The organism is Buchnera aphidicola (Pterocallis alni) (genome assembly GCF_964059075.1).
GTDB classification, from domain to species: Bacteria; Pseudomonadota; Gammaproteobacteria; order Enterobacterales; family Enterobacteriaceae; genus Buchnera_L; species Buchnera_L aphidicola_AN.
Genome location: NZ_OZ060377.1, coordinates 59703 through 86501, shown reverse-complemented (window position 1 = coordinate 86501; position 26799 = coordinate 59703). Strand labels below are relative to the sequence as shown.

Annotated in this window: 26 protein-coding genes, 1 tRNA gene and 1 other RNA gene; 9 read left to right on the top strand and 19 right to left on the bottom strand. The window is 24.2% G+C overall.

What is annotated here, in order from left to right:
* Positions 1 to 5: 5 nt before the first annotated feature.
* Together tyrS and AB4W54_RS00410 are read right to left on the bottom strand one after the other, a co-directional pair.
* Complete coding sequence (gene tyrS, locus AB4W54_RS00415) at positions 6 to 1271, bottom strand: tyrosine--tRNA ligase (protein ID WP_367674519.1); 1266 nt, start codon at positions 1269 to 1271, stop codon at positions 6 to 8.
* 110 nt (positions 1272 to 1381) lie between these two features.
* Positions 1382 to 2005, bottom strand: a complete 624-nt coding sequence (locus AB4W54_RS00410; protein ID WP_367674518.1) for a riboflavin synthase subunit alpha — start codon at positions 2003 to 2005, stop codon at positions 1382 to 1384.
* Positions 2006 to 2141: 136 nt separating this feature from the next.
* Between AB4W54_RS00410 and AB4W54_RS00405 the strand changes: the two genes are divergently transcribed.
* Positions 2142 to 2215 (top strand) — tRNA-Val (locus tag AB4W54_RS00405).
* 55 nt (positions 2216 to 2270) lie between these two features.
* A complete protein-coding gene (gene tilS, locus AB4W54_RS00400; protein ID WP_367674517.1) occupies positions 2271 to 3575 on the top strand; it encodes a tRNA lysidine(34) synthetase TilS in 1305 nt (434 codons plus the stop codon).
* Here tilS and metG read toward each other — a convergent pair.
* The 11 genes from metG to smrB all read right to left on the bottom strand — a co-directional run bounded on the left by metG (position 3563) and on the right by smrB (position 14651).
* On the bottom strand, positions 3563 to 5173 hold the full coding sequence (gene metG, locus AB4W54_RS00395) for a methionine--tRNA ligase (RefSeq protein WP_367674612.1): 1611 nt from the start codon (positions 5171 to 5173) through the stop codon (positions 3563 to 3565). The two genes, tilS and metG, sit on opposite strands and share 13 nt — an antisense overlap.
* Positions 5174 to 5379: 206 nt before the next feature.
* Positions 5380 to 6783, bottom strand: a complete 1404-nt coding sequence (gndA, locus tag AB4W54_RS00390) for an NADP-dependent phosphogluconate dehydrogenase (protein WP_367674516.1) — start codon at positions 6781 to 6783, stop codon at positions 5380 to 5382.
* Between the two features lie 86 nt (positions 6784 to 6869).
* Complete coding sequence (hisIE, locus tag AB4W54_RS00385) at positions 6870 to 7484, bottom strand: bifunctional phosphoribosyl-AMP cyclohydrolase/phosphoribosyl-ATP diphosphatase HisIE (protein ID WP_367674515.1); 615 nt, start codon at positions 7482 to 7484, stop codon at positions 6870 to 6872.
* On the bottom strand, positions 7478 to 8254 hold the full coding sequence (gene hisF / locus AB4W54_RS00380) for an imidazole glycerol phosphate synthase subunit HisF (protein ID WP_367674514.1): 777 nt from the start codon (positions 8252 to 8254) through the stop codon (positions 7478 to 7480). Before hisF ends, hisIE begins: the two co-directional genes overlap by 7 nt.
* Positions 8224 to 8973, bottom strand: coding sequence for a 1-(5-phosphoribosyl)-5-[(5-phosphoribosylamino)methylideneamino] imidazole-4-carboxamide isomerase (locus AB4W54_RS00375; protein ID WP_367674513.1), 750 nt, complete (start codon positions 8971 to 8973; stop codon positions 8224 to 8226). Before AB4W54_RS00375 ends, hisF begins: the two co-directional genes overlap by 31 nt.
* Positions 8974 to 8977: 4 nt before the next feature.
* A complete protein-coding gene (hisH, locus tag AB4W54_RS00370) occupies positions 8978 to 9571 on the bottom strand; it encodes an imidazole glycerol phosphate synthase subunit HisH (protein WP_367674512.1) in 594 nt (197 codons plus the stop codon).
* The gene (gene hisB / locus AB4W54_RS00365) at positions 9572 to 10639 is read right to left on the bottom strand and encodes a bifunctional histidinol-phosphatase/imidazoleglycerol-phosphate dehydratase HisB (protein ID WP_367674511.1); all 1068 of its coding nucleotides are present in this window, start codon (positions 10637 to 10639) and stop codon (positions 9572 to 9574) included.
* A 30-nt stretch (positions 10640 to 10669) separates the two neighbouring features.
* Positions 10670 to 11734: a histidinol-phosphate transaminase gene (hisC, locus tag AB4W54_RS00360; RefSeq protein WP_367674510.1), complete on the bottom strand. Its 1065-nt coding sequence runs from the start codon at positions 11732 to 11734 to the stop codon at positions 10670 to 10672.
* Positions 11718 to 13037: a histidinol dehydrogenase gene (gene hisD, locus AB4W54_RS00355; RefSeq protein ID WP_367674509.1), complete on the bottom strand. Its 1320-nt coding sequence runs from the start codon at positions 13035 to 13037 to the stop codon at positions 11718 to 11720. The genes hisC and hisD overlap by 17 nt, the downstream gene beginning before the upstream one ends.
* A gap of 4 nt (positions 13038 to 13041) precedes the next feature.
* Positions 13042 to 13941, bottom strand: a complete 900-nt coding sequence (gene hisG / locus AB4W54_RS00350) for an ATP phosphoribosyltransferase (RefSeq protein ID WP_367674508.1) — start codon at positions 13939 to 13941, stop codon at positions 13042 to 13044.
* Positions 13942 to 14120: 179 nt separating this feature from the next.
* Complete coding sequence (smrB, locus tag AB4W54_RS00345) at positions 14121 to 14651, bottom strand: endonuclease SmrB (protein ID WP_367674507.1); 531 nt, start codon at positions 14649 to 14651, stop codon at positions 14121 to 14123.
* 269 nt (positions 14652 to 14920) lie between these two features.
* Here smrB and aroC point away from each other — a divergent pair, with 269 nt between their 5' ends.
* The gene (gene aroC, locus AB4W54_RS00340) at positions 14921 to 15991 is read left to right on the top strand and encodes a chorismate synthase (protein WP_367674506.1); all 1071 of its coding nucleotides are present in this window, start codon (positions 14921 to 14923) and stop codon (positions 15989 to 15991) included.
* Between the two features lie 295 nt (positions 15992 to 16286).
* Complete coding sequence (gene dapA, locus AB4W54_RS00335) at positions 16287 to 17168, top strand: 4-hydroxy-tetrahydrodipicolinate synthase (protein ID WP_367674505.1); 882 nt, start codon at positions 16287 to 16289, stop codon at positions 17166 to 17168.
* A gap of 127 nt (positions 17169 to 17295) precedes the next feature.
* Here the strand turns inward: dapA and dapE are convergent, their stop codons facing one another.
* The 4 genes from dapE to AB4W54_RS00315 are packed head-to-tail and all read right to left on the bottom strand — an operon-like array spanning position 17296 to position 22732.
* On the bottom strand, positions 17296 to 18426 hold the full coding sequence (gene dapE, locus AB4W54_RS00330; protein ID WP_367674504.1) for a succinyl-diaminopimelate desuccinylase: 1131 nt from the start codon (positions 18424 to 18426) through the stop codon (positions 17296 to 17298).
* A gap of 53 nt (positions 18427 to 18479) precedes the next feature.
* Entirely contained in the window at positions 18480 to 20477 is a 1998-nt protein-coding gene (gene tkt / locus AB4W54_RS00325; RefSeq protein WP_367674503.1) for a transketolase, read from the bottom strand.
* Positions 20478 to 20524: 47 nt separating this feature from the next.
* Positions 20525 to 21475 (bottom strand): transaldolase, encoded by a 951-nt coding sequence (tal, locus tag AB4W54_RS00320; RefSeq protein ID WP_367674502.1) that lies wholly within the window; start codon positions 21473 to 21475, stop codon positions 20525 to 20527.
* Between the two features lie 57 nt (positions 21476 to 21532).
* Complete coding sequence (locus tag AB4W54_RS00315; protein ID WP_367674611.1) at positions 21533 to 22732, bottom strand: beta-ketoacyl synthase N-terminal-like domain-containing protein; 1200 nt, start codon at positions 22730 to 22732, stop codon at positions 21533 to 21535.
* A gap of 145 nt (positions 22733 to 22877) precedes the next feature.
* Here AB4W54_RS00315 and rsmI point away from each other — a divergent pair, with 145 nt between their 5' ends.
* The 5 genes from rsmI to rpmG all read left to right on the top strand — a co-directional run bounded on the left by rsmI (position 22878) and on the right by rpmG (position 25657).
* Complete coding sequence (gene rsmI, locus AB4W54_RS00310; RefSeq protein ID WP_367674501.1) at positions 22878 to 23732, top strand: 16S rRNA (cytidine(1402)-2'-O)-methyltransferase; 855 nt, start codon at positions 22878 to 22880, stop codon at positions 23730 to 23732.
* Between the two features lie 15 nt (positions 23733 to 23747).
* Positions 23748 to 24103, top strand: an RNA gene (rnpB, locus tag AB4W54_RS00305) — RNase P RNA component class A.
* Positions 24104 to 24644: 541 nt separating this feature from the next.
* Positions 24645 to 25175: an inorganic diphosphatase gene (gene ppa, locus AB4W54_RS00300; RefSeq protein WP_367674500.1), complete on the top strand. Its 531-nt coding sequence runs from the start codon at positions 24645 to 24647 to the stop codon at positions 25173 to 25175.
* 94 nt (positions 25176 to 25269) lie between these two features.
* A complete protein-coding gene (gene rpmB / locus AB4W54_RS00295; RefSeq protein WP_367674499.1) occupies positions 25270 to 25497 on the top strand; it encodes a 50S ribosomal protein L28 in 228 nt (75 codons plus the stop codon).
* A complete protein-coding gene (gene rpmG / locus AB4W54_RS00290; protein WP_367674498.1) occupies positions 25490 to 25657 on the top strand; it encodes a 50S ribosomal protein L33 in 168 nt (55 codons plus the stop codon). The genes rpmB and rpmG overlap by 8 nt, the downstream gene beginning before the upstream one ends.
* A 95-nt stretch (positions 25658 to 25752) precedes the next feature.
* Here the strand turns inward: rpmG and AB4W54_RS00285 are convergent, their stop codons facing one another.
* The gene (locus tag AB4W54_RS00285) at positions 25753 to 26526 is read right to left on the bottom strand and encodes a flagellar biosynthetic protein FliR (RefSeq protein ID WP_367674497.1); all 774 of its coding nucleotides are present in this window, start codon (positions 26524 to 26526) and stop codon (positions 25753 to 25755) included.
* Positions 26513 to 26794 carry a flagellar biosynthetic protein FliQ gene (locus AB4W54_RS00280; protein ID WP_367674496.1) on the bottom strand — a complete coding sequence of 94 codons (282 nt, stop codon included), beginning with the start codon at positions 26792 to 26794 and terminating at the stop codon, positions 26513 to 26515. The genes AB4W54_RS00285 and AB4W54_RS00280 overlap by 14 nt, the downstream gene beginning before the upstream one ends.
* Positions 26795 to 26799 lie beyond the last annotated feature (5 nt).

Here is a 26799-nt window from a genome sequence, read left to right as displayed (position 1 = left end):
ATTTATTACCAACATAACAGAAAATAATTTTTTTTTCCTTTTCCTAAAATAGTAAATTTACCAAATAATTTATCAATACTATGAAAAACATAATTAGGATTTAATTCATTACGATTGTTAATTCTAATAGCTTTAGATATAATTAATCTATATGCATCACTTCTTGAAGATGATAATTTAGAATTAACCAAAGCTTGTCGTAAATCTTCCGAACCATTAACTTGTATAAACGGCAAACCATCCAATTTTAATTGTAATAAATCTGATTCTTGTAAATCATGTATATTACCATTAAATAAAATTTCAGTAATTCGCTTTGCTGCATATAGCTTTTTTTTTCCATGAACGATTTCTGTTACTTGATCAGCCAATATCGATTTAGCATTATTAATATTCTTTTTACTACATAATTTTATTTCATTAATTTGATCAACACCTATCAATGTAAATAATTTTAAAAAAATAATTATTTTTTCATCATCAATATTTAACCAAAACTGATAAAAAATATATGGGCTAGTTTTTTTACTATCTAACCAAATTACTTGATTTTTTTCTGTTTTACCAAATTTTATACCATTAGATTGTAATAATAAAGGCATAGTAAAACCAAATACTTGTTTTTTATACATACGATGTATTAAATTAATCCCAGAAGTGATATTACCCCATTGATCAGATCCACCTATTTGTAAAATAACGCCGTAATTTTTATATAAATGTAAAAAATCATATGATTGTAATAAATTATATGAAAATTCAGTAAAAGATATTCCTTTTTCTGTTTCATTAATTCTGTTCTGAACAAATTTTCTACTAATCATTTTATTTACTGAAAAAAATTGACCAATATCTCTTAAGAAAGAAATAACATTAATATTTTTAAACCAATGATAATTATTTAATATCATTGGTTTTAAAAAACTATTTTTATTAAAAATTTTATAAATTTGATTTTCAATATTATTACTCCAACATAATAAATTACTAGGTAATTCTAACACTCTTTTTTTATTTTTAAAACTAGGATCACCAATTAAACTAGTAGCATATCCAATTAAAATAATAATTTTATGACCATATTTTTGGAACCATTGTAAACACAATAAAGGTAATAAATGACCAATATGTAAACTATCCCCTGTTGGATCAAAACCACAGTATAAGACAATTTTGGATTTTGTAACTATGTTCTTAAGATTAGATATATTACTTACTTTGTCTAAAAAACCTCTCCACTTTAATTCCTTTAAAACATGATCTATTATCATATCCTTTCACCTAAAATATCAATGTAATCATTAATATTATATTAATAAATATACAACAAATAACATTTTATCATTACACAATAAGTAAAATATATATTTTACATATACCATTATAGACCAACAATATTTTTCTGTTTTAAATACTGATCTAGTTTATCAATAATAATTTGTGTATAATAATCTACTTCAATATTCACTAAATCCCCAATCATTCTACTAAACATATTAGTATTAAATATAGTTTCAGGAATTAGACAAATAGAAAAAGTATTATCCTTAATACTATTAACAGTTAAGCTAATCCCATCAATACCAATAAAACCTTTTAAAAATATATATTTCATCATTTGTAAATCTTTTATTTCAAAATAGATTTTTTTACTATCTCCAACATCAATAATATTATATATTTTAGCAGTATTCATAATATGACCAGATAATAAATGTCCACCTAATTCATCTCCAAATTTTAATGATCTTTCAATGTTCACTATCGATCCAATCGATAAAAAAGATAAATTTGTTACTAATAAAGTTTCCTCCATTACATCAAAAGAAATATTATTTTTATCTATCTCTGTTACCGACAAACAACAACCATTATTAGAAATAGAATCACCTAATTTAATATTATAAGATAAATTTTTTGGAAACTTAAACTTATATATATATAATTTATTTCTTTTTTTTATTTCTAAAACCTTCGCACAACCTTGTATAATTCCAGTAAACATAATATATTCCAAATGTTCATGTTATATAAATATATAATACATCGTATTGATGTTATTATAATATTAATAAAATTAAAAATATTTTTACTTTAATCAAATATTATAATATAATATGATTTGAAAATATTTATCTAATACGTTCGTAACTCAGATGGTTAGAGTGCCACTATGACATAGTGGAAGTCGGTGGTTCAAATCCACTCGAACGTAAAATATATTAAAATAAAAAAATAAAAATATAGTATATAACATAAGGTCTATAATCTTGATTGAAAATTTTATTCAAAAGATTAAAAAAAATCAAAAAATATTAGTTGCATATAGTGGAGGATTAGACTCTACAGTTTTATTGTATCAATTAATTCCATTTACAATGCAGTATCCATTTATTCAATTACGATCTATTCATATAAATCATCAAAATCATTTACTATCTAATAATTGGAGTAAACATTGTAAAAAAATATGTAAAAAAAACAATATTCCAATCTCTATTTATACAATAAATTTTAAAAACCAAAAAAATTTTCAATCAACAGCAAGAAAAATAAGATATAATACTATAAAAAAACACCTCCATCCCAATGAAATACTAGTCACAGGACACCATATAAATGATCAAATAGAAACATTCTTTTTATCACTTAAAAGAAAAAGCGGGCCGATGGGAGTATCTGGAATTAAAAAAAATAGTATATTTTATAAAAAACATGTAATCATTAGACCTCTCATCAATTATACAAAAAATCAAATTAAAAAATGGGCTAAATTACATAATATTTCTTGGATTGAGGATGATAGTAATACAAATAATAAATATGAAAGAAATTTTATCCGCAATAACATCATCAATCCAATCCAAAAAAAATGGCCATTTTTTATAAAAAACTGTATTAGTAGTATGAAATTCTGCGCCAATCAAGAAAAATCATTAAATTTTTTTTTAGATAGTTATTTAGAAAAATATGTACAATATAATCATTCTATTCAAATAGATACAATAAAAAAATTTATAAAAGAAATACAAATATTAGTAATCAGAAGATGGATACTATTATATAGTAATAATATTATTTCCTATAAAATAACTCAAAATATTTACCAAAATATTTTGCATAATCAAAATAGTAATATAAATAAAAAAATCATTTTTAATAATTATCAAATTTTTTGTTATAAAAACTACATTTTTCAAATACCTATTTATAAAAATATAAAAAATACAATATTATTTTGGAATAATTGTAAACAACCATTAAAATTACCTGAAAATTTAGGAATTATTACACAAAATAAATATGGAACGAAAATTCCAAAACCAAAAAAAAATGATTTAGTTAATATTAGATTTCAATGTAATAAAAAAGTACTTATTCATCAAAAATATACAAAATCAATTAAAAATATTTGGCAAGAAAATAAAATTCTCCCTTGGTATAGAAATAAAATTCCTTTATTATTTTATAATAATAAATTAATTTGTATTATAGGATTAATAAATATTTATACAATACAAAAAAATAATACAAATTACTGGACAATATCTTGGATAAATAATTATTTAAAATAATTATTTAACACATTATTATTAATCCTATTATATAAAGGTTTAAAACAATTAATACGATGATTTAATAATGGTATAGAAATACTATTCCATTGTAATTTGTCAATTAAAAATATTTCTGACCTCTTAGCTAAATCAGGAACAATGGGTTTTAAAAAAACCATAATTATCCGAAATAAATTAATACCCATCGAACAAATTTCTTGTAATTTTATATTTTTCTTTTTGATGATAAAACCCCAAGGTTTTTTATCATTAATATATTGATTTGCTATATCTGATAACTTAATAATATCAACAATAACTAATTTAAAATCTCCCATTTCAAATAAATTGCTTATTTTTTTAGAGTATGTAACAAAAAAATTATATAATTTTACATCCTCTAATTTAGCAGACAAAACGTTATTAAAATATTTTTGTAAAAAACTAGCACTACGAGATGCTAAATTTACCACTTTATTAACAATATCGGAATTAATCTTACAAATAAATTCTTGTATATTCATTTCAATATCCTCTATACTAGAAGATAATTTTGAAGCATAAAAATACCGTAAACTATCAGAATCAAAAAATTTCATCCATTTACTAGCCGTAATAAAATTAGATTTAGATTTAGATAACTTTTTACCATTTACAGTAACATGTCCGTGAACAAAAATTTTATTTGGTTTTCTGAAATTAATACCATATAACAACACTGGCCAAAATAAAGAATGAAAATAAATAATATCTTTTCCGATAAAATGATATAATTCAGTATCAGAATTATATTTCCAAAAATCACCAAAATTTAATAATAAATTTTTATTACATAAATTTTTAAATACACTAATATAAGCAATAGGAGCATCTAACCAAACATAAAAACATTTATCTAACATATCCGGTATTAAAAAACCAAAATAAGGTAAATCTCTTGATATATTCCATGACTTTAAATCCTTTGTAAACCATTCTTTTACTTTATTTAATATTTTATCAGATAAAACACCTGAACAAATCCAATTATATAAATATCCTTGTAAAATAGATAAGTTTAGGAAAATATGCGTAGAACTTTTCACAATAGGTTTAGTATATGATATATTAGATATAGGATTGATTAATTCTATAGATTTATAACAAGAACCACATATTTCACAAGTATCACCATATTGGTTTTTAGCATAACAAATAGGACACATTCCTTGTACAAACCGATCTGGTAAAAACATATTTTCTTTTACATCATATAATTGTTGAACATTTTTAATACTAATTAAATTTTTTAATTTTAATTTATAATATATTTTTCTTACAAAATATAAATTTTCTTTACTATGTGTGTAATAATAATTATTATATGATATGTTAAAATTTTTAAAATCCAATTTATGATTTTCAAATACTTTAGCAATATAATCTTCTGAAGAAATATTATATTCTTTAGATTTCATCATAATTGCTGTTCCATGTGTGTCATCAGCACAAATAAACCATACCTCATGCCCCAGCATTCTTTTATATCTAACCCATATATCTGCTTGAATATGTTCTAACATATGACCAATATGTATAGGTCCATTAGAATATGGTAAAGCACAAGTAACTAAAATTTTTTTTTTAAAAAATCCATAATATTAATTATATTTATACATATTATATAATTATTATACATAATAATTTAATTTATAAATACTAAAATATAAAAATAAAATTATTAAGCTAATATAAACATAAATATTGTTTATATTAGCCTCATTTAAATACAAAACCATATGAAAAAATAATAATAATAAAAAAATGTTAATTAACCAGACCCTTAACCCATCCAATGAGTATGATATATACCTTCCATATCATTTCTTTTATAAGTATGTGATCCAAAAAAATCTCTTTGTGCTTGAATTAAATTCGCTGAAGAAACTGAGGTTCTATAACCATCATAATAAGAGATAGCTGAGGAAAATACAGGAACAGAAATACCAAAATTAATACAAGATGATACAACAAATCTTAAAGAATGATGATATTTATTTGCAACACTTTTAAAATACGGTAATAATAATAGATTAATTATAATATTATCATACTTATATACTTCTATAATTTCTTGTAAAAATTTAGATTGAATAATACATCCTGATCGAAAAATTTTTGCAATATCGCAACATTTTAAATTCCAAAAATATTTTTTAGAAGCACTAGCTATTTGTGCAAATCCTTGAGAGTAAGCAATAATTTTACCTAAATACAATGATTGTCTAATTTTTTCTATAAAATCACATTTATTATCAATAATTATTTTTTTTTTAGGACCATGTAATATTTTAGAAGCTAACATTCTTTGTGATTTTAAAGAAGAAATATATCTAGCAAAAACAGATTCAGTAATTAAAGTTAACGGTTCATTTAGATCTAATGATTCTTGACAAGTCCATTTTCCAGTACCTTTATTATCCGCTTGATCTAAAATACAATCTATTAAGTCATAATTATTATCTTTTTTTGTAAAAATATTTTTAGTAATTTCAAGTAAATAACTATTTAATTCACCTTCATTCCATACATTAAAAATATCAGAAATTTCTTGATTATTTAAATGTAAAATATGTTTTAAAACTGAATATGATTCTGCAATTAATTGCATATCAGCATATTCTATACCATTATGTACCATCTTAACATAATGACCAGACCCATCTGGTCCAATATAAGAAACACATGGTTCACCATTAAATTTAGCTGATATAGATTTTAAAATAGGATATACAATATCATATGCTTTCCTATCCCCCCCAGGCATAATAGAAGGGCCATGTAAAGCGCCATGTTCTCCCCCAGATATTCCAGCACCAATAAAATTAATTTTATATTTTAATAAAAAATGATATCTTCTTATTGTATCTTTATAAAAAGAATTACCACCATCAATAATAATATCATTCTCATTTAAATATGGTAAAATTAATTGAATAATATCATCAGTAGAATTACCCGATTTAACCATTAATAATATTATTCTTGGAGATTTTAAAGAATGTACAAAATCTTTTACTGAAAAAAATGGAAATATTGTTTTTTTAGGATTGTTTAAAACAACTGCAGTTGTTTTATCTGATGTTCTATTAAATATAGAAACATCATATCCATTATTAACAATATTTAATGCTAAATTTTTACCCATGACAGCCATACCAACTACACCAATATCATTTTTTTTCATATTCTTGTATCCTAAAAGTAATAAAATTTATCATTTCTATCATTGATTAATAATAATAAAAATTTTTTTACTTTACACAAATGAGTTTATAATATCTTGTGACGATTATATAAAGCTTTTATTAAAATATTAAAATTTAGTTCATGATAATGTAACAAAACTAATAAATGATATATTAAATCAGCCGATTCATTAATTAAATTTAATTTATTATTTTTCATAGAAGCTATCACCACTTCAATGGATTCTTCACCCAATTTTTGTGCTATTTTTTCTATACCTTTAATATGTAACATAGCAGTATACGAATGATCAACATGCATATTTTTTTTTAATCTAATTTTATTTTCTAAAGAAAAAAAATTAGTATAATAAGAGTTACAACTATTAAAACAACTTTGCTGTTTTAAATGACATGTATTACCAATAGGGTCAACTAAAATTAATAAACTATCTTGATCACAATCCAAAACAATACGTATAACATTCAAAAAATTACCTGATTTTTCTCCCTTAGTCCATAATCTTTTTTTAGTCCTAGAATAAAATGTTACTTTTTTGTATTTTTGAGTATGTAATAAAGCAGCTTGATTCATATAACCTAACATTAATACCGAACTAGAATGAATATTTTGTATTATACAAGGAATTAAACCATTTACCTTATCCCAATTTATCTGTAAAAAATGATTATCTAACATTCTCGTATTTTGATTCCTCGATTAACTAAAAAACATTTTAATTGTTTAATACTGAATATTTTATTGTGAAATACTGATGCAGCTAATGCTCCTTCTACATTAGCAATACTAAATACTTTATAAAAGTCATTCATAACACCAGCTCCTCCTGATGCAATTAAGGGGACATTACAAAATTTTTTTATCTTTTTTAATTGTACTAAATCATAACCCTTCCTAATACCATCTTGATTAATCATATTCAAAACAATTTCTCCAACCCCTAAATCCTGTACTTTCTTAACCCAATTAATAGTATTCCAACGAGTTCTCTTGATAGTTTTTTCGGATCCTGTATATTGATATACATAATATTGATTATTTATTTGATCAAACCAAGAATCTATACCAACCACTACACATTGCGAACCAAATTTATCAGCAATTTTATAAATTAAATCAGGACAATCAAGGGCAGGAGAATTAATTGAAATTTTATCCGCTCCAAAAGATAAAATAGTTTGTACATCTTTAACACTTTTAATACCACCAGCGACACAAAAAGGAATATCAATAACTTTAGCAACTTTTAATATCCACTTTTTATCCACTGTAGAATTAGTAACTGATGCATGAATATCATAAAATACTAATTCATCAGCACCTTCCATAGCATACTTTTTTGCAAGAGATATAATATCACCAACAATAACATGATTTTTAAATTGTATACCTTTAACAACATATCCTTTCCGAACATCTAAGCAAGGAATAATCCTTTTTGATAACATTGTATAGCCTCTGAAATAGTAAATTTATTTTCTAATAAACTCTTACCAATAATCATATCTTTAATACCGATATTTAATAATCTCTTAATATCTTCTAAAGAACTAATTCCACCAGAAGCTTGAAAAGTAATTTTAGGAAATTGTATATTCAAAGATTTATATAATTCGATATTTGGGCCTAATAAAGTGCCATCTTTTGAAATATCTGTACATAATACATATTTAATATCTATATCAGATAATTTTTGTAAAATATCTTCTAACAATATATTAGTATTTTTTTTCCAACCATTAATAGATATTGTTTTACAATTTGTATCATTAATCCGAACATCTAAAGCAGCAACAATACATTCATTACTATATTTTTTTACCCATGTTTTAAATGTAGAAAAATTATCAATAATTACTGAACCCACTACAATTCTTTTCACCCCTATAGATAAAAAATATTCTATATCTTCTAAATTACGAATACCACCAGCTAACTGTATAACACCTTTAAAATAACGAATTAATTGAATAATAAACTGCTTTTGTGTATTGTTGGGATCACGAGCAGCACTTAAATCAACTAAATGAATCATATCAGATCCTGAATTATAATAGTGATCTAATAAATTATATATATCATAATCATAATAATGAATTAAATTATAATCACCTTTATAAAGTCTAACTATTTTATTATCTATTATATCTAATGCTGGAATAATCATAAATTTACATCTCTAAAAAATTAAATAAAAGTCTAGAACCTACTAATCCAGATTTTTCTGGATGAAATTGTACACCGAAAAAATTATTTTTTTGTATTACTGAACTAAAAAAATATTTATCATAACACGATTTGCCAATCGTATATTGATTAATAGAAAAAGAATAGCTATGAAGAAAATAAAACCAAGCACCAGATCGAATACCATTAAATAAAATATGATCTGTGTCTAATAAAACTTGATTCCAACCAATATGAGGTAAAGGTAAATTTTTTGTTGATAATAAAGAAACATGCTCATCTAAAACACTAAGCATATTCATACCACCAGATTCATCACTATAAGAAGATAAAACTTGCATACCCAAACAAATACCTAAAGTAGGACAAGTAAGATTTTTAATAACTTCCACTATATTTTTTTTATGTAAAAAATTCATAATACTTGAAGCACTGCCTACCCCTGGTATTAATAACTTATCAGCATGTAAAATAATTTCAGTATTGTGAGTTATAATAGGATTGTAACCTAATTTAATAATTGCTAATTTTATAGATAATAAATTACAACAACCCGTATCTAAAATTACTACATTCATTTATAATATTCCTTTCGAAGTAGGTAGTACATTACCCTCACAATATACTGCACTCTTTAATGCTCTACCAAATGCTTTAAATATACTTTCGATTTTATGATGATCGTTGTACCCTGTAGAAACTATATGTACAGTACTATACATAGAAAATGATAACGATCTAAAAAAATGTTCTACCATATCAGTACTAAAATCACCAATAAATTGATTCTTAAATGTACCTATAAATTTAAGATATGACCTTCCTGAAAAATCTAATAAACAATATGCAGCACTTTCATCCATAGGAACATAAAAACCAAAACGATTAATACCCAATTTATTACCTAAACATTTTAAAATAGCATTACCTAAAACAATACCAGTATCTTCCACTGTATGATGATCATCAATATGAATATCTCCTGCAACATGAATATGCATCAAAATATTCGCATGAATAGCAATCTGTTCCAACATATGATCAAAAAAACTAATACCTGTATTAATAACACTCTTACCTGTTTTATCCAACCATAATGATACTTTTATGTCTGTTTCTTTACTACGTCTAATTTTGTGTGTAAATCTATATTTTTTAGAAACAATATCTTGAATTTTATTCCAATTAACACCATTTTTACCATACAAAATACCTTGAATACCCATTTTATTAGCTAATTCTACATCCGTTTCACGATCTCCTATAAAATAACTGTTTTTTTTATCAAAATCATTATTCATGATCCAAGGAATGACTAAATCGATATTAGGCTTTCTACAACTACAATTATCTTCTGGGTAATGTGGGCATATTAATATATATTCAAAAACAATTCCTTGTGATGTAAAAACGTCTACCATACATTTGTGTGGAATAATAAACGAACTATAAGAAAAATTTTTAGTATACAAACCATCTTGATTACTGACCATCACTAGCGTGAAACCCAGTTCAATTAACTTTTTTAAAACAATAATTACAAACGGTTCAAACATTAATTTTCCGATATTATCAACTTGTAAATTATCACATGGCTCATGAATTAATGTTCCATCTCGGTCAATAAATAATATTTTTTTTTTCACACCTATTCCTTAAAATAATTAATTTATATATTATATAATATTTCTTAATGTCATAATTAATTGATAACATTCTTTTTTCGTACCAATTGAGATTCGAATACATCCTTTTAACAACAAATCGTGCGATTGATTCCTTAATATAATTCCTTTATTCCACAAAGTACAAAAAACATAATCAGAATAAAAAAACTTTACTAAAATATAATTAGCAAAACTATAAAAAATTTTTTCCACTATATAAAGATTTTTTAACTGATTATATAACCATAATCTATTTTTATTAATTTTTAACACTCTATTCTGCATAATACGAATGGAACTATCATTTAATGATTGTATAGCAATTAAAATAGTAGGAATAGGTAAAGGATATGGAGTAATTACCTTTCTTAATAATAAAATTACATCTCTATGTGCTAAAGCAAAACCACACCGAATACCAGCTAAACCAAAAGCTTTAGATAAAGTACGCAAAATTACTAAATTAGGATAAATTTTTAACAAGTATGATAAACTATCGTGTATATTAAATTCAATATATGCTTCATCAATAATAACGATAGACTTCCCAAGTGTTATATCTAAAATGTGAATAATATCTTTGATATGTATTATATAGCCAGTAGGATTATTTGGTCGACAAATAAATATTAATTTGACTTGATCAAGAAATAATTTAATAGATTTAAAATCTAAATTATTATTATTTAATAAAGGAAGAATAATATTATTAACATTATAAATTTCAGCAATTTTAGAATACATAGAATATGTTGGGGTAAAAGTCATCACAGAATCTATTTTAGAATCACAAAATACTCTAATCAATAACTCAATAGATTCATCAGAGCCTCTACTAATTAAAATATTAGCATAATCTGTACCAGCATACATAGAATATTTTAAAATTAATTTTTTATCTTGAAATTCAGGATATCTATTTAATTCTAAAATTTTTAAACTATGTATTATAGATACAGGTAACTCATTAGCATTTAACCAAATATCCCCCTTTCCACCAATACTTCGAGCTGACTTATATGCCTTTAAACAAACAATATGTTTATTAGGTAAATTTCTAATACTTTTCTCCATATCCACCCTTAATAGAATTAACACGACAAGTAATAGATTGTTTATGAGCATCCATATTTTCTGTTAAAGCGATTAATTCCACAGAATCAGAAATATTTTTTAAACCTAATGGTGTTAATTCTTGTACACTAATTCTTTTTTGAAAATCTAGTACACTTAACCCTGAAAAACAAACAGAACTACCATGAGTCGGTAAAACATGATTTGTTCCAGAAGCATAATCTCCCACTGATTCAGGAGACCAAGATCCTAAAAATACAGAACCAGCATTAACAACATATTTTAATAAAAACCTAGGATTTTCAGTTTGAATCATTAAATGCTCTGGAGCATATATATTAGATATTTTTATACATTCTAATAAATCATATGTTAAAATAAATTTACTATTTTTTAAAGATTGTATAATAATTTTATATCTATTTAAATGTAATAGCTGTAATTCAATTTCTAATAATACTTTCTTTAAAATATTTATACTAGGTGTTAATAATATAACTTGTGAATCACAACCGTGTTCTAATTGTGCTAATATATCAGAAGCAATAAATTGAGGAGATGCAGTATCATCTGCAATAATTAACAATTCAGAAGGACCAGCAATCATATCAATAGATAATTCAGGTAATAATTGTGATAATTGTAATTTAGCTTCTGTTACATATGAGTTACCAGGTCCAAATATTTTATTTACTTTAGGAATGGTTTCCGTTCCTAAACCCATCGCAGCAATAGCTTGCGCACCACCAATTTGGAAAATATTATTAATTCCACACTTTTTAGCCACATATAAAATTTCATTAGAAATAGGTGGAGGTGAACAAAGTACAATATTTTTACAACCAGCAATTTTAGCAGGAATAGATAACATAAGAACAGTAGAAGTCAATGGGGCAGTTCCACCAGGAACATACAAACCTACTGATTCAATAGGTAAAATTATTTGTTGACAACGTATACCTATCTGTGTATTTATATCTATATTTTTCATTAATTGATGAGAATGGAATGCTTTAATATTCAATTTAGCTAATTTAACAGCATGTTTAAAATTTTTACTAATTAAATATTTGGAATCATCAATTCGGTTAATATCCACTTTCAAATTACTTAACCAAAATTTATCAAATTGTCTGGTATACTTATATAATATATCATCACCATAATCACGTATATTACAAATAATAGATTGTACTAAACTCTTTAAATCACTTGATTTAATAATTTTCGGTCTTGATAAAATATTTTTTTTTGCACTATTATTTAATTGATTCCAATATATTATTTTATTATTTAAAAGCATAAATTTATTCCATCATTTTTTCAATAGGTAAAACTAAAATCGCACTGACTCCTAAAGCTTTTAATTTTTCCATAGTTTCCCAAAACACAGTTTCACTACTTACCATATGCATAGCAACTTTATCGGTCTCACCAGCTAATCGAGATATTGTGGGATGTTCCGCACCATGCAATAAGGAAATTACTTCTTGTAATTTAGAAGATGGAGCGTGCAACATAATATATTTTGATTCTCTTGCTTTCATAACCCCTTGAATTCTATTAATTAATTTATTAATTAATATTTTTTTTGCATGCATAATATATCCAGGTTGAGCAACTAAACAAGCTTGAGAAGAATAAATCACCTCCACTTCTTTTAACCCATTAGCTTCTAAAGTAGCTCCAGTAGAAACTAAATCACAAATTGCATCCGATAAACCAGCACTAGGAGCAACTTCTACAGATCCATTTAATATAAAAAATCGAAATTGTAATTTTCTAATATCAAAATATTGTTGTAATAAATAAGGATATGAAGTAGCAATTCTCATATTTTTTAAAGAAGAAAAACCACTATATTGTTTACTATTAGGAATAGCTAAAGATAACCTACATATTCCAAAATCAAGACGTTGTAAAATATTATACAAAGATTCTTTACATTCAATCTTCCGTCGTAATAATTCTTCTTCTAATACATTTTCACCGACAATACCTAAATCTACTACTTTATCCATAATTAAACCAGGAATATCATCATCTCTCACTCTAACAATATCAATAGGCATATTTTCGGAAAAAGAAATTAATTGCTGTTTTTTAAAATCAATATTCACTCCACATAATGATAATAACTTTTTTGAATCTTTACTTAAACGTCCTGATTTTTGCATAGCTAAACGCAACCGATTATTATTTAACATTACATAACCTTTACAAATAACCAATATATGTTCTATCTTCGTATCATAAATATATAATATGATAAAAATAATAATCCAATATATTCTATAAACAATAATTATTCATTGTATATACAAATGAAATGATTATATCACCAGAAATATATTAAAACCATTCAAAAATGGAAAATATAAAATAACTAATTATTCTCTATTAAAACACATAACGCAGTATAATATCCAACAATATTAGGAGATTGAGAAAAAGCTATTATATCTGGGTGTTGAGATAACCAAATAGGAATTTGATTTTTTAAAATATTTTTTCCATGACCATGTATAACAGAAAAACAAAAAAATTTTTTTATGTGACAGATAAAAATTAATTTTCCTAACTCTTTTTTAACTTGTAATTGATTTAATCCATGTACATCTAGCGATATTTCTGGTATGTAATATTTATTCTTTAGTTTTTTTAATTCATTTTTTTCAGATGAATTACGAACATAAGCAACTGGATCTTGTGTAATTATTTTTGTTTTATAATTATGAAATGTAAAAAAATTACTATGGTAATCTTGTATATGAATATTTTTTTTTTTTAAATATTTTGAATTAAGTTTAGTATGCTGATTATGAAAAACAGTGTCTTGATTTATCTTTTTTATACCTTTGCATTCTTGATAAAATAATTCTATATCTTTATAATTAAAATATTTATTTTTTCCCATACATTTATAATACCAAAGGAATAATTATTTTTAATATACATAAAATATATTCTTCATTTTAATATTAATCTTTATAAATAATTATAGTAAATTAAATCAATGAATAAAAAACATTATATATAAATTACAATAATAAATTAAAATACAATATTAAAATAAAAAATTATATAAAAAAATAATACAACAAATATAATTATATAAAAATATAATACAAAATAATAAATAAAAATCCAATATTTATTTATAATAATATTTTATAAGGATAAAATATGCCAGGAAATACTATTGGTAAAATCTTTCAGGTACATACATTTGGAGAATCACACGGAAAAGCATTAGGTTGTATTATTGATGGAATACCTCCCGGAATTCTTATTTCTAAAAAAGATATCCAAAAAGAATTAAATAAAAGACAACCAGGGCAATCTAAATATACTACACCCAGAAAAGAATTAGACCAAATTAATATTCTTTCTGGAATATTGAACGGAAAAACAACAGGAACCAGTATTGGATTAACCATTAAAAATACAGATCAAAGATCACAAGATTATAAAGATTTACAACATACATTTAGACCAGGACATGCTGATTATACATATTATATGAAATATGGTATAAGAGATCATAGAGGGGGGGGTAGATCTTCTGCTCGTGAAACTGTGATGAGAGTAGCAGCTGGTGCTATTGCAAAAAAATACCTAAAAGATAAATATAATATTCGAATCAGGGGTTATTTATCTCAAATGGGAAATATAAAATGCAAATTATACTCTTGGAATGAAATTAACTATAATCAATTCTTTTGCCCTAATATTAAAAAGATAAAAGAATTAAAACAACAGATTAAATATTTAAAAAAAATAGGAAATTCTATAGGAGCAGAATTAACAATTATTGCAGAAAATGTCCCAATAGGAATAGGAGAACCTGTATTCGATAGATTAGATGCAGATTTATCTCATGCATTTATGAGTATTAACGCAGTAAAAGGTGTAGAAATAGGAGATGGATTTTCCGTTATCAATCAAATGGGTAGTACTAATAGAGATTCAATGTCTCATAATGGATTTTTGAATAATCATGCAGGAGGAATATTAGGAGGAATTAGTAATGGACAACCTATTATTGCAAAAATTGCATTTAAACCAACTTCTAGTATAAGAACACAAACAACAACAATCAACACACAAGTAGAAAATGTCAAATTAAACATTAAAGGAAGACATGATCCATGTGTAGGAATTCGAGCAGTACCAATAGCAGAAGCTATGACAGCAATAATAATTATGGATCATATATTAAGATATAAATCACAATATCATAAAGATAACGTATAAAGCATGTATTTAAATGAACATAATAAAATATTAAAATTACATTTAGTAAAATAATCCACTTATCATCCATACTATTAAATAATAATATAAAATATTGTATTTTAAATTATTTAATTAACAAGCATAGTGATGTATATAAATATAATGGAATATTTTTTACTCACATATATTAATGTAAATTATAAATTTAAATGTATTAATTACAATAAAAACATTAATACTTATGACTGAAAGATCAATCCAAAAATTGATTATTATATTTTAATATACTATTATCAATTTTATGGGAGCAAATATGTTAACAGGTAGTATAGTAGCATTAATCACACCTATGGATAGTAAAGGTAATATTTGTAAAATTAGTTTAAAAAAATTAATTACATATCACATGCAAAATAACACAAAAGCTATTGTTACTGTTGGAACAACTGGAGAATCTTCTACTTTAACACCAGAAGAACATCATTATTTAGTCTTACAAACAATAGATTTTTCGCAAGGAAAAATACCAATTATAGCAGGAACTGGAGCAAATTCTACAGGAGAAGCAATTTTATTAACTAAAAAAATTGAAAACACAGGTATTGCAGCTTGTTTAACTGTAACACCATACTATAATAAGCCTACACAAAAGGGACTATATCAACATTTTAAATCCATTGCAGAAAGTACAAATATTCCTCAAATATTATATAATGTACCAACTCGTACCGGTTGTGATATATTACCTGAAACAGTCATTAAACTATCTCGTATTCACAATATTATCGGGATTAAAGAAGCAACAGGAGACTTATCTCGGGTATATCAAATCAAAAAAAAAGTTCAAAAAGATTTTATATTACTTAGTGGAGATGATAATACTGCTTTAGATTTTATACAATTAGGAGGAGATGGAGTTATCTCTGTAACAGCAAATATAGAAGCAAAAAAAATGGCTACAATGTGCGATTTAGCTTTAAATAAAGATTTTAGTAATGCAAGATTAATTAATTCAGAGTTAACACCTATACACAAAGCATTATTCTTAGAACCAAACCCAATACCTGTAAAATGGGCAGCATGGAAATTGGGTTTAATTAAAAGAAATAATTTAAGATTACCATTAACTCAACTATCGAAAAATTCCAAAAATATTATAAACAAAGTAATTAATAAATCTCATATTATCATGTAAAAATATCATTATAATATATTCAAATAATGTACAAAAACGATAATATCAAAATATTATTTAAATTCATACAATATTACTAAACAGAGTATCAAATATGGTACTCTGTACAATGAATATAACAATTTAATTATTTTAAAATAATATGCATTAAATCTTCATATATTAAACTTAATAATTGTAAATCTTTCACTTTAACACATTCATTTGCTTTATGAATAGTACGATTTACAGGACCTAACTCAATTAATTCATCAGCTATCTCTTTAATAAAACGGCCATCTGAAGTACCACCCGAAGTAGACACAATAATATCAGTTAAATTAAATTTATGTATAGATTTTTTTAATAATTGTATTAAATACGTTGAATGAGTTAAAAATGGTTCTGCAGATAAATACCAACTAATTGAATATTTAATATTAAAATGTAATAGTAATTTTTCAAATTTTTTTTTAATTTCAAGTACTGATATATCTGTTCCAAATCGAAAATTACATTCAATGGTTATAGTTCCAGGAACAGTATTACTACTTTTTGTATTCGAAAAAATATTAAAAATTTGCATACTAGTAGGTAAAAAATATTTATTACCTAAACTCCAATGCATATCTACAATTTGGTGTAAAAAAAATAAAGAATTATGTATGGGATTTTCAACAGTTTCAGGATAAGCGATATGACCCGAAACACCATAAATTAATAACTTCGCATATAATGAACCACGTCTACCAACTTTAATAACATCACCAATAATATTATTACTAGTTGGTTCACCGACTATACAATAATTTATATGTTCATTAATTAACTTTAAATATTTTACAATACTAATGGTACCAAAATCTGCATCCGATTCTTCATCAGATGTAATCATTAAAGATAAACGACCAGTATAATTTGGTTTTTTGTAAATAAAATTTTCAATTGCAACAACCATAGCTGCTATGGATCCTTTCATATCAACAGATCCTCTACCAAACAAATATCCATTTTTTATTACTGGTTGAAAAGGTTGAGCAATATTCCAATTTTTAATATTTCCTGGATCCACAACATCTGTATGCCCAGCAAAAGATAATGTTACTCCATCCCCTTTATAAGCCCATAAATTATTTGTATCTTTATCTTTGATAGAAACTATATTAAAACCTATTTTGAATAATCTATCAGAAATAATGTTTTGACAACCTAAGTCTAATGGACTAATAGAAGGGATAGCAATTAATTTTTTTGCTAACTTAATAATAGAACAAGACATATTTTATACTCAATATTTTTATACCATATATATAATTACATGTTATTGAAAAATTACTTATTTAATAATTTTTTTGCGCATTCTACTATATAATTAACTGTAAATCCAAACTTTTTAAATAATAAATCTGAAGAAGCTGATTCCCCAAAAGTATCTACTCCAATAATTAACCCTTGATAACCAACATATTTATACCAAAAGTCAGACTTTCCTGCTTCAACAGCAATACGCTTTAATACTTTAGATGGTAATACTAATTCTTTATATTCACCATCTTGTTGTTCAAACACATCAATAGAAGGCATTGAAACAACTCGCACGCCATATCCTAAACTATATAATTTTTTTGCAGCTTTGATTGATAAATATACTTCAGAACCAGTAGCAATAAGAATAATATCAATCTTATTAGAAAAATCAGATAAAATATATCCACCACGTATAACATTCTTTACTTGATCATCAGACCTTTTTACTTGCTGTAAATTTTGTCTAGATAACACTAATGCGGTAGGTCCTTGATATCTTTCAATAGCATATTGCCAAGATATAATGGTTTCTACTATATCACTTGGACGCCATACACTCATATATGGTATGGAACGTAAATCAGATAATTGTTCTATAGGTTGATGAGTAGGACCATCCTCCCCTAATCCAATCGAATCATGTGTATATAACATAATTTGTCTAATACGCATTAAAGATGCCATACGAACAGCATTACGAGCATAATCTAAAAATACTAAAAATGTAGCTGTATAGGGAATAAAACCACCATGACTAGATATTCCATTTGCAATAGCTGTCATACCAAATTCTCGAACACCGTAATGAATATAATTACCTGATGTTTTTTTATTAATAGGAACAGATCCAGACCATAACGTTAAATTACTAGGAGCTAAATCTGCCGATCCTCCTAATAATTCTGGTAATATTTTTCCAAAATATTCTAATACATCTTGAGATGCTTTGCGAGTAGCGATATTTATATTATTTTTATTAGATTGAGAAATAAATTTTAATACTTTATCTGCCCATTTAACAGGTAATAATCCAGACATCCTTCTAGAATATTCATTAAATAATGCTGGGTATAGTGATTGATATTGTTGCAATACAATATTCCACTGTGATTCTAAAATTTTACCATGCTTACTAAAATTCCACATCTCATACATCTTAGAAGGAATGTAAAATGGTGGATATCTCCAATTTAATGCATTTTTGGTTAAATAACTTTCTTTTTCTCCTAAAGGAGCTCCATGTACTTCAGATGTTCCAGATTTATTAGGAGAACCAAAACCAATAATAGTATTAAAAATAATAATAGATGGTTTATCATAAACTTGTTTAGCATCATTCATAGCTTTCATAATCGAAAATGAATCATGTCCATCTACATTATTAATAACATGCCAGTTATACGCCTTAAATCTCTGTTCTGTATCATCATTAAACCAATTACGTACATTACCATCTATAGAAATTTTATTACTGTCATATAGTACAATCAACTTTCCTAACTGTAAAGAACCAGCTAATGAGCAGACTTCATGAGAAATTCCTTCCATTAAACATCCATCTCCCACAAACACCCATGTATAATGATCAATAATATTATACTGCATACGATTAAAATAAGAGGATAGAATTTTTTCTGCAATAGCCATACCTACACCGGATGCTAAACCTTGTCCTAAAGGACCTGTAGTCATTTCCACACCCGGTGTACACCCTAATTCTGGATGTCCAGGAGTTTTAGAATCTAATTTACGAAAATTTTTTAAATCATCTATTGAAACATCATATCCAGTTAAATGTAAAACACTATATAACAAAATAGATGCATGACCATTAGATAAAATAACTCGATCACGGTTATCCCAATACGGATTATTTGGGTTATATTTTAAACAACTTCTCCATAAAACTTCTGCTATATCCGCCATACCTAAAGGAGCACCAGGATGTCCAGATCCAGCTTCTTGAATTGCATCGATACTTAATACTCTAATTGCATTAGATAATTCTCTTCTTGAATACATATTAATCCCCCTTAAATAAATACTGTCTTTATTATTATAATAAATATTTACATCTTATCATTTAATATTATTTCTAATTTTTCTTGATCATCACTAAATTGACGTATCCCTTCAGATAACTTTTCCACCGCCATTCTATCTTGGTTATGTTCCAAATTAAATTCATATATATCTAAAGCAGTAGCAGTATTTATACTTTTATTTGGTAAATTTAATTTACGTTCTACTATAGCATTTGTATTTTTTAATTTTTCTAAAAAAATAGGTGCAATAGTTAAGCAATCACAACCAGACAATGCTAATATTTGCTTAGTATTTCTAAAACTTGCCCCCATAATAATTGTATTATATCCATATTTTTTATAATATTTATATATTTTTTGTACAGCTAATACACCAGGATCAGAAGATACATGATAATTTTTTAATAAACCATTTTTACAATACCAGTCATAAATTCTACCTACAAATGGAGAAATTAAAAAAATACCCGCCTCAGCACAAGCTTTTGCTTGCGCAAAAGAAAATAATAAAGTCAAATTACAATTAATGTTATCTTTTTTTAATTGTTTAGCGGCTTGAATACATTCCCATGTTGAAGCTAATTTAATTAATACACGGGAACGATCAATACCTAGTTCTTCATACATATTTATAATCTTATTAGCTTTTAAAATACATAAATCCGTATTAAAAGATAATCTAGCATCAATTTCTGTAGAAATCATACCTGGTATATATTGTAAAATTTTATTACCAATATTAACAATTAATTTATCACTAGCATGGATAATTTTTGTATTTCTATCCCCTCCTAACTTTTTGCTATATACAATTGCATCATCAATTAAACATTGATACTCTGGTATATTGATATTTTGTAATATTAACGAAGGATTAGTAGTTGCATCCTCAGGTTTATATTTATTAATTTCATAAAAATTACCACTATCTGCAACAATTTTTGTAAATTGTTTTAAACCAATTAATTGATTCATAATTCATCCTCACATACCATAATAAATTTATATAACATTATTATAATATAAATAATATTAATAATATCTTTTTATTACAATAGATACATTTACTCCACCAAATCCTACACTATTCGATAAAGCAAAAAAAATTTTCTTTTCTATTTTATATAATAAAATATTCATACTTTCTGCTTCTAAATCTAATGATTCTATATTAATACTAGGAACAATGAAATTATTTAACATCATTAAAATAATATAAATAATTTCATGTACTCCAGATGCTCCTAAAGAATGACCAGTTAAAGATTTGGTAGAAGAAATATAGGGTTTATGATTTTTAAAAACAGATTGTATAGATCTTAATTCTATAATATCACCTAATTTAGTCGATGTACCATGTGTATTAATATAATCAATATGCAAAATATTTATATGTTTCATAGATTGTTTCATGGATTCTATTACACCTAAACCGGAAGGAAGTATCATACTATTTCCATCAGAAGCTGTACCATATCCTATAATTTCAGCATAAATTGGAGCATTTCTAGATAAAGCATGTGTTAATTCTTCAAGAACTACAATACCCGCTCCTCCAGAAATGATAAATCCATCTCTATTAATATCATACGCTCTAGATGCTTGTTGTGGTATATTATTATATTTTGCAGATAAAACATGCATACAATCAAACCCATATGCTAATTCACAACTCACCTCTTCTGCTCCCCCCGAAAAAACAATATCTTGTAATCCAGACTGTATTAATTGCATAGCATTACCAATACAATTTGCAGAAGTTGCACAAGCAGAACTTAACGAATAACTAATACCATGTATATGATACGAAACAGATAAACAAGCTGAAACATTTGATACCATATTTTTAATTAATGAATAAGTATTTAATATTTTTTTTTTTTTAAATTTATATATTGCATTTTGAAAAAAATTACATCCTATACCAACAATTAATCCCACTCTATAATTTTTTTGATACATTGTTTTTTTTAAACGAGAATCTTTAATTGCTTGTTTCATCGATAAATATGCATATAATGAAGCATCACTCATAAATTTTATATTTGAACGATGCATTTTTTTTTCCGGTAACAAAATATTTCCACATACATTACTTCTCATACCAAAATCTTGCATACTTTTGGAAAAAGTAATACCTGATTTTAAAGCTTGCAAAGAATTAAGTACTGATAATTTATCATTACCTATGCTAGATATAATACCTATACCAGTAATTACTACTCTTTTCACTATTATCATACCTTCATATACATTAGTACTATAAATATGTAATTATCATAATAAAATTAATATTATTAATTATTTTCTTATTATATTAAAATACTTTTTAAAATTTATATACTATAATTAATATAAATTATTAATATAATAAAATATGAATAATAAAAATATAGGAATACTATATATAGTACCCACACCGATAGGAAATATACAAGATATCAGTGATAGAGCACTAAATATACTAAAAACAGTGCATTTAATCATAGCTGAAAATACAAAATATACAAATAATTTATTAAAAATATTAAAAATAAAAAATACTATTATATCTTTTCATAAATATAATGAAAATAACCAAACTCAAAAAATCATTAGTTTGTTAAAAACTAAAACAATTGCATTAGTTTCTAATGCTGGAACACCTGTTATTAATGATCCAGGATACGAATTAGTCCATACATGTCATAAAGAAAATATAACCGTAATACCAATTCCTGGACCATGCGCAGCAATTACCGCATTAAGCGCCTCAGGACTATCAAGTAATACATTTTATTATGCAGGATTTATACCAAAAAAAAAAAACACACGTATTAATTTTCTTAAAAAAATAAAAAATAAACAAACAACTGTTATATTATACGAATCTTGTCATAGAATCATTCATACCCTTAATGATATCACAAATATTTTAGGAAGTAAAAGAAAAATTGTGTTCGCAAAAGAAATAACAAAAAAATGGGAAAAAATTAAATATGGGACATCAATACAAATATTAACATGGTTACAAAAAGATCCATGTAGACAAAAGGGAGAAATAACACTGCTAATTAAACATAAGAAAAAAAAAAAAAAAATCATATCCTCGAAAATAAAAAAAACACTTCATCTTTTAATTAAATATCTTTCTATGAAAAAATCAATAGAATTAATATCTAAAATTTTTAAAATAAAGAAAAATGATTTATATAAATATACTATTAATCAATTTCAACATGACAAAAAATAAAAAATATATTATTATATATTTGACCAAACAGTCGCTGATAATTAAATAATTAACAGAGGAAAGTCCGGGCTCCATAGAGCAAGGTGCCAGATAACATCTGGGCAATTTATGACGACCAGTGCAACAGAAAATATACCGCTTTTATTAATAAATTTTAATAAATAGTAAGGGTGAAAAGGTGTGTTAAGAGCGCACCGTACATTTAGTAATAAATGTAGCATGGTAAACTCCACCTGGAGAAAGGTTAAATAAGATTAATAATACTGCTCGTATTTAATAATCTGGGTAAACCGATTGAGCTAATAAGCAATTATTAGCCTAGATAAATGACTGTTTAACAACAGAACCCGGCTTATAGGTCAAAAAATACATACATTAAGATTTGTATTATATAGATGGAAATAATAAATGTAACACTTAAATACTTTAAATACATACATAGAAAATATATTGAATATTATCATATTATATAAAAACAATATATAAAATATAAATATATAAAAATATCATAATAAAATTTTATAAAATCAAGTCATTAATATTTAATAAATTTTAAAATTAATTGTTTAAAAATATTTAATATATTTTCATAAAAATTAAAATATTTAAATATATACTTGATACACATATCACGATTATATAAAATATATATCAAGATGTATCTCTTTATTCCATAAAAAATTAATCATGTGATATACACAAAAATCAATAATATCATTATATCAAGAAGATATTAAAAAATTATTCAAAATATTTTAATATATATCAATATATTTAATTTAATAAATTGATTTATCAAGCAATTAATATACTGTATAATATAATATATAAGATAAAAAATATTTTCATTTAACATAATTATAATATAATATATTAATAATATTATTTATTTTATAATGAAATTGATATTCTATGAACCTAAAATATATTCCATCTGGAAAAAATATACCAGAAGATATATATGTGATTATTGAAATACCAAATAATACACATTCTATCAAATATGAAATTAATAAAAATACACAAATATTATTTGTTGATCGTCTTATACCTACCGCAATGATCTATCCATGTAATTATGGTTATATTAATAATACGTTATCTGATGATGGAGATCCGTTAGATGTATTAATTCCTATTTCAGAATCATTACAACCAGGATGCGTGATACAATGTAAACCAATTGGTATATTAAAAATGATTGATGAATCTGGAGTAGATAATAAAATTATTGCTCTACCACACAATAATATATGTATAAATTATAACAACATTAACGATATACACAATTTACCAACATTTCAAAAAGATAAAATTATACATTTTTTTAAACATTATAAAGACTTAGAAAAAAAAAAATGGGTTAAAATTATTGGTTTTGAAGATGTACAATCTGCTAAACAAGAAATACAAAAATCAATTTATCAATACTCTAAAAAATAATTCATGTTAAATACAATATCTATTTGACCATAAAATAAAATAAATATCATGATACATAATTCAAATTCCATTAAATTTAATATACGAGGTATATATGTCTAATATTTGTACTATCACTAAAAAAAAATCTATGTTTGGAAATAATAGATCACATGCTATGAATGCAACAAAAAAAAAGTTTTTACCTAATTTACAATATAAAAAATTTTGGCATTCAAAAATCCAAAAATTTATTAAATTAAAAGTTTCAACAAAAGGAATAAGAATAATTGATAAAAAAGGAATTGAATATTTTATAAAAAAAGGAAATAAAAATGGCTAAAAGTAAAAGAGAAAAAATAAAACTCGTATCTTCTTCTGGCTCTAAACATTATTATACAACAACAAAAAATAAAAAATCTAATCAAAAAAAAATGCATTTAAAAAAATACGATCCTAAAATTAGAAAACATATATTATATAATGAAGCAAAAATTAAATAGCATTTATATCTAAGATATATATGATATATTTTTATATTTATATATATTATAAATTTTAATTAATAAATATATAAATATATCATATAATATTCTTATTATTTATAAGTACGAAGACTATATAATAAAAAATTTAATAAATACTTTATTAAATATATTAATGAATTTATAATAATTGCATTAGAAAATAATAAAATCATCATACTTAATAAAACACTAATTGGAAATCCAATATAAAATACTGACATTGGATAAGACATTTTACTTAAAAAACCAATTAATATATTCAATAAAAATACAATAATAATGATAGGTAAAGATAATATTACGCCAAAAATAAATACTTTGTTAAAAATTTGAATAAAAGAAAATAAATAATGTATGTTAAATAAAAAATCATTGATTGGTATAAAATCAAAACTTTTAGCAATCAAATAAATAATTAATAAATGACCATTCATTGATAAAAATAATAACAATAATAACATGTTTAATAAACTTGATATAGTAGAAATATTCATATAAATACTAAGATTTAATGAATTGATACATGATAAACCAATTTGTAAACTAATTATTTCACCCATCACAATAGTTATAGATAATATTACATTAATTAACCATCCTATAAAAAAACCAATAAATATTTGTTTAATAAAAATTAATACACCTAAAATTGATAATAATATAACTTGATGATATGAAATAAAAGGAAAAATTAATAATGCAATACATATAGATAAAAAAAATTTAATTTTAATATCTACTATAGTATCACCAAATATAGAAACTATATATATAGTTGAAAAAATTCTAAATATTACAATAACCAACGCATTCCAATCTAAAAGAAATGGTTTATATATGAACATAAAAAACCAATGAAGGAATAATTTTAATGACATGAATCATATAATCAGCAATTATATGCACTATCCAAGATCCAAAAAACATAAAAACTAAAAATATTGATATAACCTTTAAAATAAAAGATAATGTGTATTCATTGATTTGAGTAATTGTTTGTAAAATACTTACCGTTAAACCAGTAAATAAAATAGATAATAATAATGGAGCTGAAAACATTATCATGACTTTAATAGATTCAAAAAATATATTTGATATCAATTCATTACTCATAAATC

Excerpts from the sequence above, each read along its gene's own strand:
- tyrS (WP_367674519.1), bottom strand. The coding sequence starts at position 1,271 with ATGATAATAGATCATGTTTTAAAGGAATTAAAGTGGAGAGGTTTTTTA.
- AB4W54_RS00410 (WP_367674518.1), bottom strand. The coding sequence starts at position 2,005 with ATGTTTACTGGAATTATACAAGGTTGTGCGAAGGTTTTAGAAATAAAA.
- gndA (WP_367674516.1), bottom strand. The coding sequence starts at position 6,783 with ATGAAAAAAAATGATATTGGTGTAGTTGGTATGGCTGTCATGGGTAAA.
- hisIE (WP_367674515.1), bottom strand. The coding sequence starts at position 7,484 with ATGTTAGATAATCATTTTTTACAGATAAATTGGGATAAGGTAAATGGT.
- hisF (WP_367674514.1), bottom strand. The coding sequence starts at position 8,254 with ATGTTATCAAAAAGGATTATTCCTTGCTTAGATGTTCGGAAAGGATAT.
- AB4W54_RS00375 (WP_367674513.1), bottom strand. The coding sequence starts at position 8,973 with ATGATTATTCCAGCATTAGATATAATAGATAATAAAATAGTTAGACTT.
- hisH (WP_367674512.1), bottom strand. The coding sequence starts at position 9,571 with ATGAATGTAGTAATTTTAGATACGGGTTGTTGTAATTTATTATCTATA.
- hisC (WP_367674510.1), bottom strand. The coding sequence starts at position 11,734 with ATGGAGAAAAGTATTAGAAATTTACCTAATAAACATATTGTTTGTTTA.
- hisD (WP_367674509.1), bottom strand. The coding sequence starts at position 13,037 with ATGCTTTTAAATAATAAAATAATATATTGGAATCAATTAAATAATAGT.
- hisG (WP_367674508.1), bottom strand. The coding sequence starts at position 13,941 with ATGTTAAATAATAATCGGTTGCGTTTAGCTATGCAAAAATCAGGACGT.
- smrB (WP_367674507.1), bottom strand. The coding sequence starts at position 14,651 with ATGGGAAAAAATAAATATTTTAATTATAAAGATATAGAATTATTTTAT.
- aroC (WP_367674506.1), top strand. The coding sequence starts at position 14,921 with ATGCCAGGAAATACTATTGGTAAAATCTTTCAGGTACATACATTTGGA.
- dapA (WP_367674505.1), top strand. The coding sequence starts at position 16,287 with ATGTTAACAGGTAGTATAGTAGCATTAATCACACCTATGGATAGTAAA.
- dapE (WP_367674504.1), bottom strand. The coding sequence starts at position 18,426 with ATGTCTTGTTCTATTATTAAGTTAGCAAAAAAATTAATTGCTATCCCT.
- tkt (WP_367674503.1), bottom strand. The coding sequence starts at position 20,477 with ATGTATTCAAGAAGAGAATTATCTAATGCAATTAGAGTATTAAGTATC.
- tal (WP_367674502.1), bottom strand. The coding sequence starts at position 21,475 with ATGAATCAATTAATTGGTTTAAAACAATTTACAAAAATTGTTGCAGAT.
- rsmI (WP_367674501.1), top strand. The coding sequence starts at position 22,878 with ATGAATAATAAAAATATAGGAATACTATATATAGTACCCACACCGATA.
- ppa (WP_367674500.1), top strand. The coding sequence starts at position 24,645 with ATGAACCTAAAATATATTCCATCTGGAAAAAATATACCAGAAGATATA.
- rpmB (WP_367674499.1), top strand. The coding sequence starts at position 25,270 with ATGTCTAATATTTGTACTATCACTAAAAAAAAATCTATGTTTGGAAAT.
- rpmG (WP_367674498.1), top strand. The coding sequence starts at position 25,490 with ATGGCTAAAAGTAAAAGAGAAAAAATAAAACTCGTATCTTCTTCTGGC.
- AB4W54_RS00285 (WP_367674497.1), bottom strand. The coding sequence starts at position 26,526 with ATGTTCATATATAAACCATTTCTTTTAGATTGGAATGCGTTGGTTATT.
- AB4W54_RS00280 (WP_367674496.1), bottom strand. The coding sequence starts at position 26,794 with ATGAGTAATGAATTGATATCAAATATATTTTTTGAATCTATTAAAGTC.